The sequence below is a fragment of the Rhizobium sp. SL86 genome (genome assembly GCF_026672545.1).
In the GTDB taxonomy this organism is placed as follows: Bacteria; Pseudomonadota; Alphaproteobacteria; order Rhizobiales; family Rhizobiaceae; genus Neorhizobium.
Window position 1 is genome coordinate 916666 of record NZ_JAPPRJ010000001.1, and the last position, 16521, is coordinate 933186.

The 16521-nt window shown below is 61.0% G+C and carries 14 protein-coding genes; 6 read left to right on the forward strand and 8 right to left on the reverse strand.

What is annotated here, in order from left to right; all coding sequences use genetic code 11:
* Nucleotides 1-167 precede the first annotated feature (167 nt).
* Together OU993_RS04645 and OU993_RS04650 are read left to right on the forward strand one after the other, a co-directional pair.
* Nucleotides 168-3671, forward strand: coding sequence for a PAS domain-containing hybrid sensor histidine kinase/response regulator (locus tag OU993_RS04645; RefSeq protein ID WP_268155071.1), 3504 nt, complete (start codon nt 168-170; stop codon nt 3669-3671).
* A gap of 182 nt (nt 3672-3853) precedes the next feature.
* The gene (locus OU993_RS04650; RefSeq protein WP_268155072.1) at nt 3854-5071 is read left to right on the forward strand and encodes an OpgC family protein; all 1218 of its coding nucleotides are present in this window, start codon (nt 3854-3856) and stop codon (nt 5069-5071) included.
* Nucleotides 5072-5139: 68 nt separating this feature from the next.
* On the opposite strand, the gene OU993_RS04655 is transcribed toward OU993_RS04650, so the two are convergent.
* Nucleotides 5140-6276: a sensor histidine kinase gene (locus OU993_RS04655; protein ID WP_268155073.1), complete on the reverse strand. Its 1137-nt coding sequence runs from the start codon at nt 6274-6276 to the stop codon at nt 5140-5142.
* 168 nt (nt 6277-6444) lie between these two features.
* Here OU993_RS04655 and OU993_RS04660 point away from each other — a divergent pair, with 168 nt between their 5' ends.
* Nucleotides 6445-6813 (forward strand): CidA/LrgA family protein, encoded by a 369-nt coding sequence (locus OU993_RS04660; protein WP_268155074.1) that lies wholly within the window; start codon nt 6445-6447, stop codon nt 6811-6813.
* Nucleotides 6813-7535, forward strand: coding sequence for an LrgB family protein (locus OU993_RS04665; RefSeq protein WP_268155075.1), 723 nt, complete (start codon nt 6813-6815; stop codon nt 7533-7535). The genes OU993_RS04660 and OU993_RS04665 overlap by 1 nt, the downstream gene beginning before the upstream one ends.
* A 4-nt stretch (nt 7536-7539) precedes the next feature.
* Here OU993_RS04665 and OU993_RS04670 read toward each other — a convergent pair whose 3' ends face one another.
* Nucleotides 7540-7923 (reverse strand): hypothetical protein, encoded by a 384-nt coding sequence (locus OU993_RS04670; RefSeq protein ID WP_268155076.1) that lies wholly within the window; start codon nt 7921-7923, stop codon nt 7540-7542.
* Nucleotides 7924-8583: 660 nt separating this feature from the next.
* Here OU993_RS04670 and OU993_RS04675 point away from each other — a divergent pair.
* Nucleotides 8584-8847 carry an AbrB/MazE/SpoVT family DNA-binding domain-containing protein gene (locus tag OU993_RS04675; protein ID WP_268155077.1) on the forward strand — a complete coding sequence of 88 codons (264 nt, stop codon included), beginning with the start codon at nt 8584-8586 and terminating at the stop codon, nt 8845-8847.
* Nucleotides 8847-9206, forward strand: coding sequence for a type II toxin-antitoxin system PemK/MazF family toxin (locus tag OU993_RS04680; protein ID WP_268155079.1), 360 nt, complete (start codon nt 8847-8849; stop codon nt 9204-9206). The genes OU993_RS04675 and OU993_RS04680 overlap by 1 nt, the downstream gene beginning before the upstream one ends.
* Nucleotides 9207-9296: 90 nt before the next feature.
* Here the strand turns inward: OU993_RS04680 and OU993_RS04685 are convergent, their stop codons facing one another.
* From OU993_RS04685 to OU993_RS04710, 6 genes are all read right to left on the reverse strand, one after another.
* On the reverse strand, nt 9297-9797 hold the full coding sequence (locus OU993_RS04685) for a histidine kinase (RefSeq protein WP_268155080.1): 501 nt from the start codon (nt 9795-9797) through the stop codon (nt 9297-9299).
* 287 nt (nt 9798-10084) lie between these two features.
* On the reverse strand, nt 10085-12301 hold the full coding sequence (locus OU993_RS04690; protein WP_268155081.1) for a 3-hydroxyacyl-CoA dehydrogenase NAD-binding domain-containing protein: 2217 nt from the start codon (nt 12299-12301) through the stop codon (nt 10085-10087).
* 244 nt (nt 12302-12545) lie between these two features.
* Entirely contained in the window at nt 12546-13754 is a 1209-nt protein-coding gene (locus tag OU993_RS04695; RefSeq protein WP_268155083.1) for an acetyl-CoA C-acetyltransferase, read from the reverse strand.
* Between the two features lie 46 nt (nt 13755-13800).
* Nucleotides 13801-14130 carry a type II toxin-antitoxin system PemK/MazF family toxin gene (locus tag OU993_RS04700; RefSeq protein ID WP_268155084.1) on the reverse strand — a complete coding sequence of 110 codons (330 nt, stop codon included), beginning with the start codon at nt 14128-14130 and terminating at the stop codon, nt 13801-13803.
* On the reverse strand, nt 14130-14387 hold the full coding sequence (locus OU993_RS04705; RefSeq protein ID WP_326493824.1) for an AbrB/MazE/SpoVT family DNA-binding domain-containing protein: 258 nt from the start codon (nt 14385-14387) through the stop codon (nt 14130-14132). Before OU993_RS04705 ends, OU993_RS04700 begins: the two co-directional genes overlap by 1 nt.
* 55 nt (nt 14388-14442) lie before the next feature.
* Entirely contained in the window at nt 14443-16236 is a 1794-nt protein-coding gene (locus OU993_RS04710) for an acyl-CoA dehydrogenase C-terminal domain-containing protein (protein ID WP_268155086.1), read from the reverse strand.
* Between the last annotated feature and the right edge of the window lie 285 nt (nt 16237-16521).

Sequence of the window (16521 nt, forward strand, 5' to 3'; positions counted from 1 at the left end):
ATAGCCAGAATGCACGACTTGGAAAGGCGTACTTCTCTTGCCGCTCTTCCCGCGCCACGCCGCCTATTGAACTTATTGCCGAGACCTCGTTGATTTCCATTCGGGCGCAATTCGCCTATGATATCAACTGACGACGATGGCTGGCGCTGATCAGATGCGGAGGGGCGATGCTGCCTGGCTGGATCATATTGCTCTCGGCATGCGCCTACATTCTCCTCCTGTTTGCAGTGGCAAGCTACGGAGACCGCAGGAGCAAGCGCTTTGGCGTGCCGAAAGCGGGCAGGCCCGTCGTCTACGCACTGTCGCTTGCCGTCTACTGCACCTCCTGGACCTATTTCGGCGGGGTTGGTCTTGCCTCCGCGCATGGGCTGGAATTTCTCGGCATCTACATCGGTCCGGTGCTGGCCTTTACCATCGGCATGCCACTTCTGCGGCGCATCATCGAGCTTGCCAAGGCCGAAAAACTCACGTCGCCGGCCGATTTCATCGCCGCCCGCTACGGCAAGAATTCGGCGGTCGCGCTGCTTGTCGCGATCATCTCGCTCGTCGGCTCCATTCCCTACATCGCGCTGCAGCTGAAGGCGGTCTCCGATTCCGTTGCCGCCATGGTCGATCCGACCGCCTACGGGATCGGCAGCGGCAATCTCTACTTCCTTGATCTGGCGCTGATCGTGACGCTGATGATGGCCTGTTTCGCCGTCATCTTCGGAACGCGGCATACGGATGCGACCGAACACCAGGACGGCCTGATCCTCGCCGTCGCCATGGAATCCGTCGTCAAGCTGCTGGCGCTCCTGACCGTCGGCCTTGCCGTGGTCTTCCTCATCTTCGACGGCCCGGCCGACCTCTGGACCAAGGCATCGGACAGCCTTCTCGTCGCCTCCGCGCTGAATTACGAAACACCGGTTGCGCGCTGGCTGCTGCTGATCTTTCTCTCCGGTTTTGCCATCATCATGCTGCCGCGGCAGTTCCATGTGACGGTGGTGGAGAACCGGACCCAGAGCGAGCAGAAAAAGGCGGCCTGGCTCTTCCCGCTCTATCTGGTCGCCATCAACCTGTTCGTGCTGCCGATCGCGGTCGCCGGCCTGATCCTGTTCGGCGGTAGCGGCAATGCGGACCTTTACGTGCTGCAGCTGCCGCTCAGCAACGCACTGCCGTTGATTTCGCTGATCACCTTCATCGGCGGCTTTTCCGCGGCGACCGCGATGGTCATCGTGGAATCGGTGGCGCTGTCGATCATGGTGTCGAACGACATCTTCATGCCGATCTTCCTGCGCCGGAAACTCGCAACCTCCGGCGGACACCGTGCGGATTTTGCCCGGCACCTGCTGCGCATCCGCCGGGCGGCGATCTTCATCGTCCTGATGCTGGGCTACGGTTATTATCGCAGCGCCGACAGCGAAACGGGGCTCGCCTCCATCGGGCTGCTCTCCTTTGCCGCCGTGGCACAGATCGCCCCGCCGCTTCTCGGCGGCCTGTTCTGGCGACGGGCGAATGCACGGGGCGCGATTGCCGGCATGGCGCTCGGCTTCATTGCCTGGGCCTATCTGCTGTTCCTGCCGAGCCTCGGGGGCACCAACAATTCGGCGCTTGCCGCCACCATCCTCGACTTCCTCATTCCAGGCACCGGCATTTTTTCAGGCGAACAGGCCGATCCCCTCGTCAACGCCGTCCTGCTCAGCCTCATCATCAACGGCCTCGCCTTCGTCATCGGGTCACTGTCGCGCAATCCGCGACCGGTGGAACGCATCCAGGCGGGTATCTTCGTCAAACGGCACCTGCGCTCGCAATTTGCCACTCGCGGGTGGAAGACCCGTGTCAGCGTCGGCGACATGAAGACGGCGATTGCCCGCTATCTCGGCGAAGAGCGGATGCGCCGCTCGTTTGCCAATTACGAACGGAATGCCGGCCGCACTTTGTCCGACGAGGAAGCCGCGGACATGGCGCTCATCCATTTCTCCGAACAGCTGCTCGGCAGCGCGATCGGCTCGTCCTCCGCCCGCCTCGTGCTGTCGCTGATCCTGCAGAAGGCGGAGGATGCGAGCTCCGATACCGCCTGGCTGCTCGATCAGGCCAGCGAAGCCCTGCAATACAATCAGGACATGCTGCAGACGGCGCTTTCCCAGATGGACCAGGGTGTAGCGGTGTTCGACAGTTCCGACCGGCTCGCCATCTGGAACCGCCGTTTCCGCAATCTCCTCGACCTGCCGGAACAGGTCGGCCAGGTCGGTTACCCCTTGAGCGACATCGTCGGCATCCTGACCGACCGCGGCGACCTTGCCGAAGAGGATGGCGAGGCGATGATCGCGCGGATCAAGACGCTCGACGCACCCTTCTCGCTGGCGCTGCGCGGCGGCGAAAGGATCATCGAAGTGCGATCCAACACCATGCCGGACGATGGCATCGTCGCCACCTTCACCGACATGACGGAACGGGTCGCGGCGGCCCGCGCGCTGGAGCAGGCAAACGAAACACTCGAGCAGCGCGTCGAGGAACGCACTGCGGAACTGATGCGGGTCAACCGCGCGCTGGCCGAAGCCCGGGCAGCGGCAGACGAGGCCAATCTCGGCAAGACGCGGTTTTTTGCGGCGGCGGGCCACGACATTCTCCAGCCGCTGAATGCCGCCCGCCTTTATTCCTCCTCGCTGGTGGAGCGGCTCGGGGATTCGGACAATCGCCAGCTGGTCCGCAACATCGATTCCGCGCTGGAATCGGTCGAAAGCATCCTGGGCGCCGTGCTCGACATCTCCCGTCTGGACACGGGCGCCATGAAGCCGCGTGTCGTTTCCGTTCCGCTTGGCGAGCTGTTGCAGCGAGTGGAAACGGATTTCGCCCCGATCGCCCGGGAAAAAAACCTCAAGTTCAAGGTCATGCCCACCTCGCTGTCGGTCAAGACAGACCCCAACCTGCTGCGCCGTCTTGTCCAGAACCTCGTGTCGAACGCGATCAAATACACGATCAGCGGCAAGGTGCTGGTCGGCGCGCGGCGGCGCGGCGGCGAGGTAGTGATCGACGTGGTGGATTCCGGCATCGGCATTCCCTCATCCAAGTTCAAGACGGTCTTCAAGGAATTCACGCGGCTGGACGAAGGTGCCCGCACCGCCTCCGGTCTCGGCCTTGGTCTCTCGATCGTCGACCGCATTTCGCGTGTGCTCTCCCATCCGGTCGAACTGGCCTCCACGCCCGGCCGCGGCACGATCTTCAGGGTGCGCATGCCGCGCGATGCCGGCGCGCCACGCACACGCTCGCCAGACGCCAAGGGCACGGCGGTTCCGCAGCCTCTCTCGGGACTTCGTGTGCTGTGCATCGACAACGAACCACAGATCCTCGACGGCATGGCGCTGCTGCTGACCGGATGGGGCTGTTCCGTCGAACGCGCCGATTCGGTTGCGGCAATCGACAGGATGGCCGCTGCCGGCACCTCCGCTCCCGACATTGTGATTGCCGATTATCACCTGGACGATGGCAACGGCATCGAGGCCATCCTGAAGCTGAGAGCCAATCTTGGCGGCAGCATACCGGGCCTGCTGATCACCGCGGACCGAAGTGCCGAAGTGCGTGGCGAGGCGGAAAAATATGGCCTTGGCGTGCAGCACAAGCCAGTCAAACCGGCCGCCTTGCGGGCCTATATCACCCAGACCGCCAATCTGCGTAGGGCCGCCGCCGAATAAACGAGCGCTCCGTTCATCCGTCGTTCACGACAAGTTTCTGACAATGTCTAGGCTTTAACAGAGCCTGCGCTGCGGGAACCGCCCCGCTTAAGCCGCGTTGATGGCCAAGGAAAATCCTGCCCCGCGAGGCGAACGAACGGACCGGCGTCACGCCATCGGTCCGAGCGATGGAGACGTGACCGATGAAACGCTATGATCTGATTGATGGGATGCGAGGTTATTTCCTCGTTTTCATGCTCATCAACCACCTGATCTTTGCCGGCGGTTATTGGCTTGTCCAAGTCAACCACAACCAGCTGGCTTTCGTGGAAGATGCCCAGGGATTCGTGTTCCTGTCCGGTCTCCTGATCGGTATGGTCTATGTGCGCAAGATGGCGAAAGGCGGCTACGAGGCCGGGCGCAATGCCATCTATTCGCGCGCCTTCGAACTCTATCGTTACGCGATCGGCATCGTGCTGTGCGTTCTGGCGGCGCAAATGGTGCTGCCGGGCGCCTATTACATCTGGTACAACTGGCTGGGTTACACCACCTTCGACGACCCGCTGAGGCTCGCCGCCATTGCGAGTTTCGTCTTCCAGCCGACCTTCATGGACATCCTGCCGCAATACATCATCTACATGCTCTTTGCGCCGATGCTGGTGAAGCTGGTGATCGACGGCAAATGGGCGCATGTGATGGCCGGATCGCTGATCCTCTGGATGGCCGGCCAGCTTGGCCTGCAGAAACTGGTGACCGAGCCGATCAACCAGTTCTTCATGCGGCCGGACGACCAGGGCATCCGCGTCTCCTTCAACCTGCTCGGCTGGCAGATCGTCTTCTATTCGGGCCTTGTGCTGGGTGCGATGACCTCGCTCAACCGGATCGAATGGGGCCGTATCTTCTCGCCGCAGAATACCTTCATCCCGACGATCAGCGCGCTGATCTGCGCCTTCTTCCTGCCGCTGCGCATCCTGACGGCGCACGGGCTGATGCCGGCGGAGCTGATCGGCAAGTTTGCGACGATGGAAATCCGCGCGGATTTTGGTCCGGTCTATCTGATCAACTTCGTCGCGGCTGCCACACTGCTCACCTGGATGATCATTGCCGGCCCGAAACACAAGGCGCTCTGGGTGCGCCGGATTGCCAATGCCATCATCTGGGTCCTGTCGCTGAAATTCCTGCAGCTGCTTGGCCGTCATTCGCTGTACGTCTATGTCTGGCACGTCGGCATCGTCTACGCGGTCTACTATCTCGACGGCCGTACGCCGGAACTGTCGGAGGTCGCCAAGACCGCCATTGCGGTATCCTGCATCGCGCTGCTGGCGTTGCCCGCCCTCTGGCGCGAACGGGACAAGTGGCTGACCGGCGGCTCTACGGGCACGGCCACACCGGTCAAGGTTGCAGCCTCGGGCAAACGGTGATCTTGCCCGATCAATGATGCTTCAACGGCGCCTGCGGGCGCCGTTCCCGTTTCCTGGTCCGCGGCGGATCAACTGGCGAGCACGCTGTCGCTTTGCATGAAGAGGCGCACGACGAGCCCATCGGGCGCATAATCGAGCTCACTTGGTCCACCGCCGAAGCTCGAGGCCATGCGCGTGACGAGCTCCGTGCCGAATCCCTGACGGCTTGGCGGTTCCACCCTTGGCCCATTCATTTCCTGCCAGACGAGTTCGATAAGCTCGTCCTCTTCTTCCCCGGCCTCGGAGGCGGGCCTGAACTTGCGCCAGGACACCTTGATGCGACCGCCTTCGACCGACAAGGCGCCGTATTTCAGCGCATTGGTGCCGAGTTCATGGCAGATCAGGCTGAGCGAAATGATCGTGGACCCGTTCAGGTTCAGCTTCGGCCCTTCGAAACACAGCCTTTCGCCTTCGGCCAGTCCCAGCGGCTCGAGGGCCGCGAGGATCGCCTCGCGCATATCGGCCTTGCCGCCGTGCAAGGAGCCTCTCAGCAGATTGATCGAATGCCCCATTGCCTGGATTCGCTGGCGGAGCTGGTTTCCCAGTTCCTTCGGTGTCGTCGCGTGACGCTGGGAGAGCGAAATGAGGCCGCTGGTGGTCGCCAGCAGGTTCTTCATCCGATGGTCCACTTCCTCCGAAACCAGCTGCTGGAGCTGGAGCGTGCTCGCCAGTTCCTTGCGCGCTCGCACCTGGACCGCATAGGCCGCCAGAAGAAGCTGCAGAAGCCCGAGATCGATCGCGATCACGAGAAAAAAGAACAGCAGCGCCGTCAGGGATTGCAATGTCAGGGCAAAATTTTCACCCGGCGTGATGAACCACCACCAGGCGATCAGCGCCGAGATGACGGTGTTCATCAGGGCGGGGTAAATGCCGAAACAGAAACCGGTCAGGATGACGGCGGGGAAAAACGTCAGATAGGGGAAACCCGGCGGAAGGTAATCATCGATGACGAACCGGATGACCACCGCCACGGCCTCGATCAGCAGCGAGAGCAGGTAGGCCACCGTCAGTTCGCGCCGCGTCGGCATCTCGGTCGTTGAGCGGAACGCCGGCAGCCGCGAGAGCAGTTGCACAAAACGGTTATCCCGCTCCGCCAGATGCGGGGCTCTCAAGCGTCGTTCGGCGGCTTCATGTCTCTTTCGCGCCGTCTCGCGGTGGTTCCGCATTGCAGACCTTTCCTTCCGCAGCAACAAGCCATCTGCTTATCCGAAAATTGCAACCTTTGCAGCTTCTTATGCACCTGACACCGGCCTGTTCGCAATGAAGCGGAAGGGCCGTGACCGGCGCGCCACCATGGTCTAGGGTCTGACAAGACAATCCTTGGAGACTCTGTCATGTTGCGCGGTATCGCGACCCTTCTGATGTTCCAGCTCATTGGCGAAAGCCTTGTCTTTTTGAGCAAAATCCCTGTTCCTGGGCCGGTGGTCGGGCTCGTTCTTCTGTTCGTCGTGCTGCAGATCGGCCGCCGCGCCGGGCATGCGCCGTTCCCGCAGGTGGAGGCCGCCGCCAATACCTTGCTGACCAATCTCGGCCTGCTGTTCGTGCCGGCCGGCGTCGGCGTCGTATCGCTCTGGGGCGTCCTCAAAAGCGAGGCAGCGCCGATTGCCATCGTGCTTGTTGTGTCGGCCGCCGTTACCCTTGCCATCACGGTGTGGACCTTCATCGCCGCCCGTCGTTATTTCGACAAGAAGTGGGGAGCCTGATGCGCAGTCCCGTCGATCTCTGGGTCTATCTCTCCACCTCGCCGCTGATCTGGCTGACGCTGACCGTCTGCACCTGGATCGGTGCGGTGGAACTCTCCGTCCGGCTGAAACGCAACCCGCTCGTCAATCCGGTCATGACCTCGATCATTGTCCTGTCGATCGTGATGACGGTCTTCCACATCCCTTACGAAAAATTCTTTGCCGGCGCACAGTTCGTGCATTTCCTGCTTGGGCCGGCGACGGTGGCGATCGCGGTTCCGCTTTACCTGCAGTGGGACGAGGTGAAGAAGGTGCTGGCACCGATCGGGGTGGCGCTTGCCGTCGGATCCCTCGTCGCCGTGCTGTCGGTCATGGTGCTCGGCTGGCTTGTCGGCCTGCCCCGCGACGTGCTGATTTCGTTCCTGCCGAAATCGGCGACCGCAGGCGTTGCGATGGCGATCTCGTCCTCGCTGGGCGGCAACCCGTCGCTGACCGCCGTGCTGGTGATCCTGACCGGGATTACCGGTGCTTTGATCGTCACCCCGATGATGAACCGGATGGGCATTCGCGATTATGCCGCCCGCGGTTTTGCCGTGGGGTTGACCTCGCACGGCATCGGCACCGCACGCGCCTATGACGTGGACCCGACCGCCGGTCTGTTTGCCGGCATGGCCATGGCCCTGAACGCAATCGCCACCTCGATCATCGTGCCGCTGGCCGCGCGGCTGCTCCTCGGATCGTAAGCGCTTACGCACGGGATTTGTGTTTGCCGAGGAGCGGGCGCGCCTCGGCATCGAGGAGATGGTCGCACTGTTCCAGCGCCTCCAGCATCTCCGGCTGATTGCGGCCATGCAGACCCGCGCAGGGCGGATAAGCGCGGTTGTAGTTGCCCGTCTCTTGCTGCGCCTTCGACAGAAAACCGCGGCATTGCCGGGCGCGGCGGCAGACCGAAAGATCACAGGTCTTCCAGTAACCGAGCACGGTTGCCGGAACCTGCAGGATGATCTGGGTGTGCCGGTTCTTCTCGTCCTCCGGCAGGCGGTCAAACTGGCCCTGGCTCAGGCCGTTGATGTAAGGTGCGTTTTCGTAGAGCCAGAAATAGGCGTCACGCTCTGCTTTGCTCATGGTCATGTCATCGTCTCCTTTCCGGTTCGATCCCATTTTCGACATGCCGAAACTCCGCCAACGGCCACGCCGCCGCGGGTGCAAGGAGAAGCCACGCAAGGGCGAATGCCCGTGAGTGGAAACAGAAATGGCTCCGCCCTTGCGTGGCCTTCGGTGTCTTTTCGGGGCATCCCTGCCCCTACAGATGAAAACCTCGTCCTGCTGCACACCGGTTTTGCGATGCTTGCACGGCTGAACCGAACCGGACATGGCTGCCCGGGGAGGACTTGATAGGCCAGGCATTCGCGCCGCCATGGTCTTCACCTCCTCATGCGCCCGCCGCACGTTACGACAGCCCATGAGGCACCGGCCCCGCCTGCCCGCGACCGTCTCGCGAAACACTCCGGCAGCGGAGGCGAGACGATTATCTGCACAGGTTTTGGCTGCGGGGATGAGAAAGGCGGCAAGGGTTTGATTTTGCGAGGGGGGAGGCTGGAAATTGTCCTCGCTGTGGAAGCTTTCGCCTTGAGCGCTGGCGGTGGATCCTCGGGTCGAGCCCGAGGATGACGACCTTGGGGGATGAGCGGACAGATCCCTTCGACACGCAGCAACATCGTTCAGCGGACCAGGGCCTCTTGCTTCACGTGGACGGCGTGCTATTTTTGTAGCACAACATGAGGCGTGCCGATGAGCAATACAGTGAAAATTCGCCGCCAGGGCGGCGCGACGGTATTCAGCATTCCCCCCGCACTTCTGAAGATGCTCGGTGTCGAAGTCGGCGCGGAGTTGACGCTGGCTGTGAGTAACGGGTCTTTGGTGGCGACGCCGAAGCAGGGGAAGAAAAGGTACGCGCTGGCCGAACTGCTTGAAGGAGCAGATGAAATGGCAGACCTCAATAAGGACGCGGCCTCCTGGAATGTCAGCTCGCCGGTCGGCAACGAAGTGTTCTGATGGTCAGGAGCAACATTCCGAACCGGGGTGATGTTTTCATCGTCGATCTCAATCCCGTTGTGGGCCATGAAATGAGGGATCATCACCGCTGCGTCGTGATCACGCCTCGTGAAATCAACATGGTCGGCATGTGCCTGACAGTGCCCATTACGACTGGCGGCGCCTTCACCCGGAATGTTGGGCTCGCCGTCAATATTTCAGGGCACAAAACGACCGGTGTCGCTCTCTGCAATCAGGTAAGAGCGCTCGACATCGTGGAACGGGTGAAACAAAAATCTGCCAAACTTGTCGATACGCTGGACGCATCCACCATCGACGAAATTGTCGCCAGAGTCGTCAGCATGATCGACCCTGCCTAGTCATCAAGACTGGTCGTCATAGGACAAACAAGAAACGAAAAGAGCCGCCGGGGCGGCCGGCGGCTCTCTCGTCATGCGATCACTCTGAAATCAGTTGGCCGGCTTCAGCGAGGTGATGATCTGGCCGAGCGTTTCGGCATGCTTTTCCTGTTCCCCCTTCGTGCCCCAATAGGTGATGAGGAGCAGCTTGTTCGGCTTCGGCGACACCAGCGAGAGGCCGATGCTGACCGGGCCGTCCTTATCCTTGCCGGACCAGTCGAAATTGGCCATCTTCATGCCGTTGATCGTGTCTTCCGACTGCTTCTGGGTGGCCGGATCGATAGACACGCCGTTCTTCTCCAGGAAGGCGATGACTTCGTCGACAGCCTTGTCGGTGCCTTCGCCCTCGGCGACATCGATCGAGATGTAGATCGCATCGTCATCCGAGGTTGCCTGGATGCCGGTATCGGTTTCTTCCGGGCCCCAGCTTTCCGGGAAGGCAATGCTGGCCACCGGCGCATCGCTCGGGAAAGCAATCGTCTTCATGGCGGCAAAGGAGGCAGCAGGAAACAGCATGGCTGCCAAAGCAGCCGCAGCAATAAACTTCTTCAAGATTGTACCCTCGGGTGTCGTTGAAATGGCGGGACATCCGTCGCCTCTCCCCGAAGCGCCTGATGTTGACCCTATTTCTACACATATCCTGCTGTCGCCAAGATGAACGAAAGTGGAAATTCGTCCTTTGATTACAGGATCAAAGAAAAATTATCCGATCTATTGTTAGATTTAAACGACACCATGGACAGCAAGCTTCAACACCCCCCGTGAGGCCCGGACCGCACAAACAAAACAGGCCCCGAAAAGGGACCTGTTGATGTGTTGAGCAGACAGAAGCCAGAGGCTCACGCGGCCTTCTGGGCTGCGCCGTAGGGGTCAAACCGCGTGTAGAAGGTATCGCCCTTGGCGGCCATGTCGAGGAGCAGCGGCGTCGGCTTGAAGTGATCGCCATACTGCGCGGCCAGCGTCTCGCAGAGCGCCACGAAGGTCTTGACCCCCATGCCGTCGATGTAAGACAGCGTGCCGCCGGTATAAGGCGCGAAACCGAAACCGAGGATGGAGCCGACATCGGCCTCGCGCGGATCGGTGACAATGCCCTCTTCCATGGTGCGGGCGGCTTCCAGCGCAATGGTGACGAGAAGGCGCTGTTTCAGCACGTTCACATCCACGTCCGCTGCCGGCTTCTGCGGGTAGAGGTCTTTCAGGCCCGGCCACAGGAACTTCTTGGCGGGTTTGGCCGGATATTCGTAAAAGCCCTTGCCGTTCTTGCGGCCGCGGCGATCCAGATCGTTCACGAGCTTGTCGACCAGCGCCATATGCTCCGGCTTGACCGAGGTTTCGCCGAGATCGGCAATCGAGGCCTTCATGATCTTCTGGGACAGATCGACGGCCACTTCATCGTTGAGCGACAGCGGGCCGACCGGCATGCCGGCCATCTTGGCGGCGTTCTCAATCATCACCGCCGGCACGCCTTCGATCAGCATGTCATAGGCTTCGTTGATATAGCGGAAGACGCAGCGGTTGACATAGAAACCGCGCGTATCGTTGACGACGATCGGCGTTTTCTTGATCTGGGCGACGTAATCGAGTGCCACGGCCAGCGCCTCATCACCGGTCTCTTCGCCCAGGATCACCTCCGTCAGCATCATCTTTTCGACTGGCGAGAAGAAATGCACGCCGATGAACTGCTTCGGACGCTTGGAGTTCTTGGCCAGCCCGGTGATCGGCAGGGTCGAGGTGTTGGAGGCGAAGATTGCGCCTTCCGGCAGTACCGCCTCGACCTTCTCGATCACGTCCTTCTTGACCTGACGGTCTTCGAAGACGGCTTCGACAACGAGCGAGACATCCGAAAGCGTGGAGTAATCGGCGGTCGGGGTGATGAGGGAGAGCAGCTTCTCGCCGTCTTCCTTGGTCATCCGTCCCTTACCGACACTATCGGCCACCAGCTTTTCCGAAACGGCCTTGCCCTTGGCGGCGGCTTCTTCGTCACGGTCAATGAGAGAGACCGCAATGCCGGCGGCTGCCGTGACATAGGCGATGGAAGCACCCATGAAACCGGCACCGACGACACCGATCTTCGTCAGCTTCTTTTTCTCGACGCCGGCCGGGCGGCGGGCGCCCTTGCCGAGTTCCTGCATGGAGATGAACAGCGAGCGGATCATCGAGAAGGCTTCGGTGGTGCGCAGGACCTGGGTGAAATAACGCTGCTCGACCTTCAAGGCCGTATCAAACGGCAGCTGCAGGCCTTCATAGACACATTTCAGAATGGCAAGCGCGCCCGGATAATTGCCGGCGGTTTCGCGGCGCAGGATCGCCGGCGCTGCCGGCCACAATTGCGCGGCAGCCGGGGTCCAGATGCCGCCGCCCGGCACCTTGAAGCCCTTTTCATCCCAGGGCGCGACGGGTTTCAGCCCGTCCTTGATCATCTGCTTGGCGGCTGGAATCAGCTGGTCGGGTTCCACCACCTGATGCACGAGGTTCATGGCCTTGGCGCGGGCAGGCGCCAGCGACTGGCCCGTCGTCATCATCTGCAGGGCATCCTGCGTGTTGGCGAGGCGCGCCACACGCTGTGTGCCGCCGGCGCCGGGGAAGATGCCCACTTTCACTTCCGGCAAAGCGAGCTTGACCGACTTGGCATTCGAGACAACACGACCATGGCAGGCGAGCGACAGTTCCAGCGCGCCACCCATGCACACGCCGTTGATGGCGGCAACCCAGGGCTTACCGTTGGTCTCGATCTTGCGCCACAGCCAGGTCATACGCCCGGCTTCGGTAAACAGCGTCTGCATCGCCGTGTCCGGGTTCTTCGCCTGTTCCTGCTGCAGGAGATCGAACATGCCGCGGATCATGGTGAGATCGGCGCCGCCGGAAAAGGCGGCCTTGCCGGAGGTGAAGACAACGCCCTTGACGGCCTCGTCCTTGACGGTCGCATCAACGATGGCATCGATTTCCTGCATCACCTCGACGGTGAAGACGTTCATCGACTTGTCGGGCATGTCCCAGGTGACGAGCGCAATGCCGTCTGCATCGGTTTCGACGGTGAAATTCTTGTAGGTGCTCATGATGGGATTCCTCTTCCCTGAAAATCTTGGAGCGTCAGTAGAAGGTTAGGGCCAAGGCAGTGACGACCAGAACAACTGCAAGCCCCGTCAAGAGAAGACGATTTTCGGCTCGCAATTTTCGCGAATGCTCTTTCGGAGTGACGCGAAGGCTATCCTGATAATCTTCCGCCATCTGCTGCTCTCGCCGAACATGCTCGCGATTGCTTTCAAGATGGCGTTGCCAGTGGCCCATATCCTTTAACCCTCAAACGCGTTCGATGACCGTTGCCGTGCCCATGCCGGCGCCGATGCAGAGGGTGACGAGCGCGGTGTTGAGATCACGCCGCTCCAGCTCGTCGAGAACTGTGCCGAGGATCATGGCACCGGTGGCGCCCAGCGGATGGCCCATGGCAATCGCGCCGCCATTGACGTTCATCTTGGCGTGGTCGATGTCGAAGGCCTGCATGTAGCGCAGGACGACGGCAGCGAAGGCTTCGTTCAGTTCGAAGAGATCGATGTCCTTCAACGACATGCCGGTGCGCTTCAGGAGCTTTTCGGTGACATCCACCGGGCCGGTGAGCATGAGGGCCGGATCCGAGCCGATATTGGTGAAAGCCTTGATGCGGGCGCGGGGTTTCAGCCCCATGGCTTCCCCACCGGCCTTCGAGCCGAGGAGAACGGCAGCGGCGCCATCGACGATACCGGAGGAATTGCCGGCATGGTGGACATAGGTGATGCGCTCGACCTCCGGATGCGCCTGCAGGCCGACGGCTTCGAAACCGCCCATTTCACCCGGCATCTGGAAGGAGGGATTGAGGGAAGCCAGCGACTGCATGTTCGTCTCGGGCCGCATGTGTTCGTCGCGGTCGAGGATGGTGAGCCCGTTCTGGTCCTTCACCGGAATGACGGATTTGGAGAAATAACCATTCTCCCAGGCATGGGCTGCGCGCTTCTGGCTTTCCACGGCGTAGGCATCCACGTCATCACGGGAGAAGCCATATTTCGTGGCGATGAGATCGGCCGAGACACCCTGCGGCATGAAATAACCGGGGAAGTTGACGGAGGGGTCCATGTACCAGGAGCCGCCGGACATGCCCATGCCGACGCGCGACATGCTTTCGACACCACCGGCAATGACGATGTCATCGGAGCCGGCCATGACCTTGCCGGCGCCGAAATTCACGGCATCGAGGCCGGACGCGCAGAAGCGCGAGATCTGCATGCCGGGCGCCTTGGTGGAGTAACCGGCCTCGAAGGCCGCGGCCTTCGGGATGACCGCGCCGGCATCCATTACCGGATCGACGCAGCCCATGATGATGTCATCGACGGTTGCGGTGTCGAGCCCGTTGCGGTCGCGGATGGCTTCCAGCGTTTTCGCAGCCAGACGGACAGAGGGAACCTCGTGCAGGGAACCATCCTTCTTGCCGCGCCCGCGCGGCGTGCGCACGTGATCGTAGATATAGACTTCGGTCATTGTCTCTCTCCCTTGGGCGCACAGGGCGCCCTCTTTCTCTCGTTCGCTACTCGAAGAATGTACTGACCCGTGCCAGAACTTCGTCGAGAATGAAATCGGGTACCCTCTCTACAAAACGCGCACCGCGCGCCTTGAGATCGAGGGACCGTAGCTGGTTGCACAGGATGACGCCGGAGCTTCGTGTGCCAGCACCCGACAACGAAACAGCAAAACCCTGAAAACGGGCAAATTGCCCGCCAGTCGTGACCGGCACGATGATGGGCGTGCCGAGATCGTTGAAGGCCTTCTGCGTTACAATCAGTACGTAGCGCGATCCGGCCTGTTCACGGCCCTTGATCGGTTCGAGATCGACATGCCAGATCTCGCCCCGCTCCATCAGATGATCTCCCGGCCAACGGGCGGATCATTCATCCATTCAAGCTCCTCGTCGGACAGAGGCGCATTGGGATCACACTGCGCCAGAAGCTCATCCAGCGTGTATTTCGGCCGCGCACGCGGCACGGCAATCAGCCGCCCCGCTTCCGCAGACACATCGACCTTGGTATTTGCCGAAAGGCCCAGTTCTTCGAGAACGGCCTTGGGGATGGTCATCATCACGGACCCTCCGACATTGCGCAAAGTTGACGTTGCCATTTCCACCTCCGAAAAAGTTATACATACATATAACTTTTGTCGATCAATGCCGCAATCAAAACGCCTCGGCGGCCAGTTCCATCAGCGTGTCGCTGCCCGCTTCGATGCGGGTCTTGCGCAGTGCCGTCTCGGGCATGATCTTGTCCATGTAGAAACGCGCCGTGACAAGCTTGGTGTTCAAGAAATTGGCGCGCTCGTCACCGGCGGCGATGAGGTCCTGGGCGGATTTCGCCATCTTGGCCCACATGTAACCCAGCATGACGAGGCCGAAGAGGTGCATGTAATCGGTCGAGCCGGCGCCGGCATTGTCGGGTTTGGCCATGGCATTCTGCATGAACCACATGGTGGAGGCCTGCAGATCGTTCAAGCCCTTCTTGAGCGCCTTGGTATAAGGCGCCATCTGCTCGTTGGCGCGGTTCTCCTCGCAGAAATCGCCGATCTCCTTGAAAGCTGCCATGACGGCGCGGCCGCCGTTCAGCGCCAGCTTGCGGCCGACGAGATCGAGCGCCTGGATGCCGTTGGCGCCTTCGTAGATCATCGCGATGCGGGCATCGCGGACATACTGGCTCATGCCCCATTCTTCGATGTAACCGTGGCCGCCATAGACCTGCTGGGCCATGACCGCATGGTCAAACCCCTTGTCGGTCATCACGCCCTTGAGGATCGGCGTGGCGAGACCGAGCAGATCGTCCGCCGACTGGCGTTCGGCGGCATCGGACGAACGGTGGGCGATATCGGACTTCAGCGCCGTCCACAGCATGAAGGCGCGGCCGGCTTCGTTGAAGGCCTTGATCGTCATCAGCGTGCGGCGGATATCGGGATGCACGATGATCGGGTCGGCAGCCTTTTCCGGCGCCTTGGGACCGGAAAGCGAGCGGCCCTGGATGCGGTCCTTGGCATAGGCGACGGCGTTCTGGTAGGCCACTTCGGCAATCGCGAGACCCTGCAGGCCGACGCCGAGGCGGGCCTCGTTCATCATGACGAACATGGCGTTCAAGCCCTTGTTCTCCGCGCCGATCAGGTAACCGGTCGCCTCGTCATAATTCATCACGCAGGTGGCATTTCCGTGAATGCCCATCTTGTGCTCGATGGCACCACAGACGACCGTGTTGCGTTCGCCGAGCGAACCGTCCTCGTTGACCATGAATTTCGGCACGATGAAGAGCGAGATACCCTTGGTGCCGGCGGGCGCGCCTTCGATGCGGGCAAGCACCAGATGGACGATGTTGTCCGTCATGTCGTGTTCGCCGGCGGAGATGAAGATCTTCTGGCCGGAGATCTTGTAGGTGCCGTCACCGTTCGGCACGGCCTTGGTGCGCAGGAGGCCAAGATCGGTGCCGCAATGCGGCTCCGTCAGGTTCATCGTGCCCGACCATTTGCCTTCGACCATCTTCGGCAGATAGGTCTGCTTCTGTTCCTGGCTGCCATGCACGAGGATCGCGGCAATCGCGCCCTGGGTGAGGCCCGGATACATCATCAGCGACATGTTGGCGGCGGAGGTATATTCGCCGACGGCGGCATGCAGCGTGTAGGGCAGGCCCTGACCGCCAAACTCCTCCGGCACGGCAAGGCCGATCCAGCCACCCTCACAATAGGCGTCATAGGCTTCCTTAAAACCCTTGGGGGTCTTCACGGAGCCATCGTCGGCGCGCACGCAGCCTTCCTGATCGCCGGAATAGTTGACGGGGAAGAGAACTTCCTCGGACAGGCGGGCGGCTTCGGAGGCGATCGCCTCGATCATTTCCGGCGTTGCATCGGCAAAACCGGGAAGATTATTGTAGCGCTCGATGCCAAGCACGTCCTTCAATATGAACAGGGTATCGGTGACCGGGGCCTTGTAGACAGGCATTCGCGAACTCCTCCAAATCAGCGGCCGGATGGACCGGCATCCATAGTCTTACAAAATATTGACGTGCGCGTAAACGTCAATCCGTCAAAACGGCGCATCGGGTAGATTCTTTGCGAGCGGAACCGTCCCGCGAAACTTGCCGTCTCAACCACCGTGCACGCGAAACCTTCCCTTACGTTAACACTGTATTAACTACGTTTCGCGAAAGGTGAATACCGAGCCGTGGTGCGTCGCGCTTCGGCACAAGGGGAACTGAACGAACGCCTTTCGCAGCGAGAAGCCGGA

Excerpts from the sequence above, each read along its gene's own strand:
- OU993_RS04645 (WP_268155071.1), top strand. The coding sequence starts at position 168 with ATGCTGCCTGGCTGGATCATATTGCTCTCGGCATGCGCCTACATTCTC.
- OU993_RS04650 (WP_268155072.1), top strand. The coding sequence starts at position 3,854 with ATGAAACGCTATGATCTGATTGATGGGATGCGAGGTTATTTCCTCGTT.
- OU993_RS04655 (WP_268155073.1), bottom strand. The coding sequence starts at position 6,276 with ATGCGGAACCACCGCGAGACGGCGCGAAAGAGACATGAAGCCGCCGAA.
- OU993_RS04660 (WP_268155074.1), top strand. The coding sequence starts at position 6,445 with ATGTTGCGCGGTATCGCGACCCTTCTGATGTTCCAGCTCATTGGCGAA.
- OU993_RS04665 (WP_268155075.1), top strand. The coding sequence starts at position 6,813 with ATGCGCAGTCCCGTCGATCTCTGGGTCTATCTCTCCACCTCGCCGCTG.
- OU993_RS04670 (WP_268155076.1), bottom strand. The coding sequence starts at position 7,923 with ATGACCATGAGCAAAGCAGAGCGTGACGCCTATTTCTGGCTCTACGAA.
- OU993_RS04675 (WP_268155077.1), top strand. The coding sequence starts at position 8,584 with ATGAGCAATACAGTGAAAATTCGCCGCCAGGGCGGCGCGACGGTATTC.
- OU993_RS04680 (WP_268155079.1), top strand. The coding sequence starts at position 8,847 with ATGGTCAGGAGCAACATTCCGAACCGGGGTGATGTTTTCATCGTCGAT.
- OU993_RS04690 (WP_268155081.1), bottom strand. The coding sequence starts at position 12,301 with ATGAGCACCTACAAGAATTTCACCGTCGAAACCGATGCAGACGGCATT.
- OU993_RS04695 (WP_268155083.1), bottom strand. The coding sequence starts at position 13,754 with ATGACCGAAGTCTATATCTACGATCACGTGCGCACGCCGCGCGGGCGC.
- OU993_RS04700 (WP_268155084.1), bottom strand. The coding sequence starts at position 14,130 with ATGGAGCGGGGCGAGATCTGGCATGTCGATCTCGAACCGATCAAGGGC.
- OU993_RS04705 (WP_326493824.1), bottom strand. The coding sequence starts at position 14,387 with ATGGCAACGTCAACTTTGCGCAATGTCGGAGGGTCCGTGATGATGACC.
- OU993_RS04710 (WP_268155086.1), bottom strand. The coding sequence starts at position 16,236 with ATGCCTGTCTACAAGGCCCCGGTCACCGATACCCTGTTCATATTGAAG.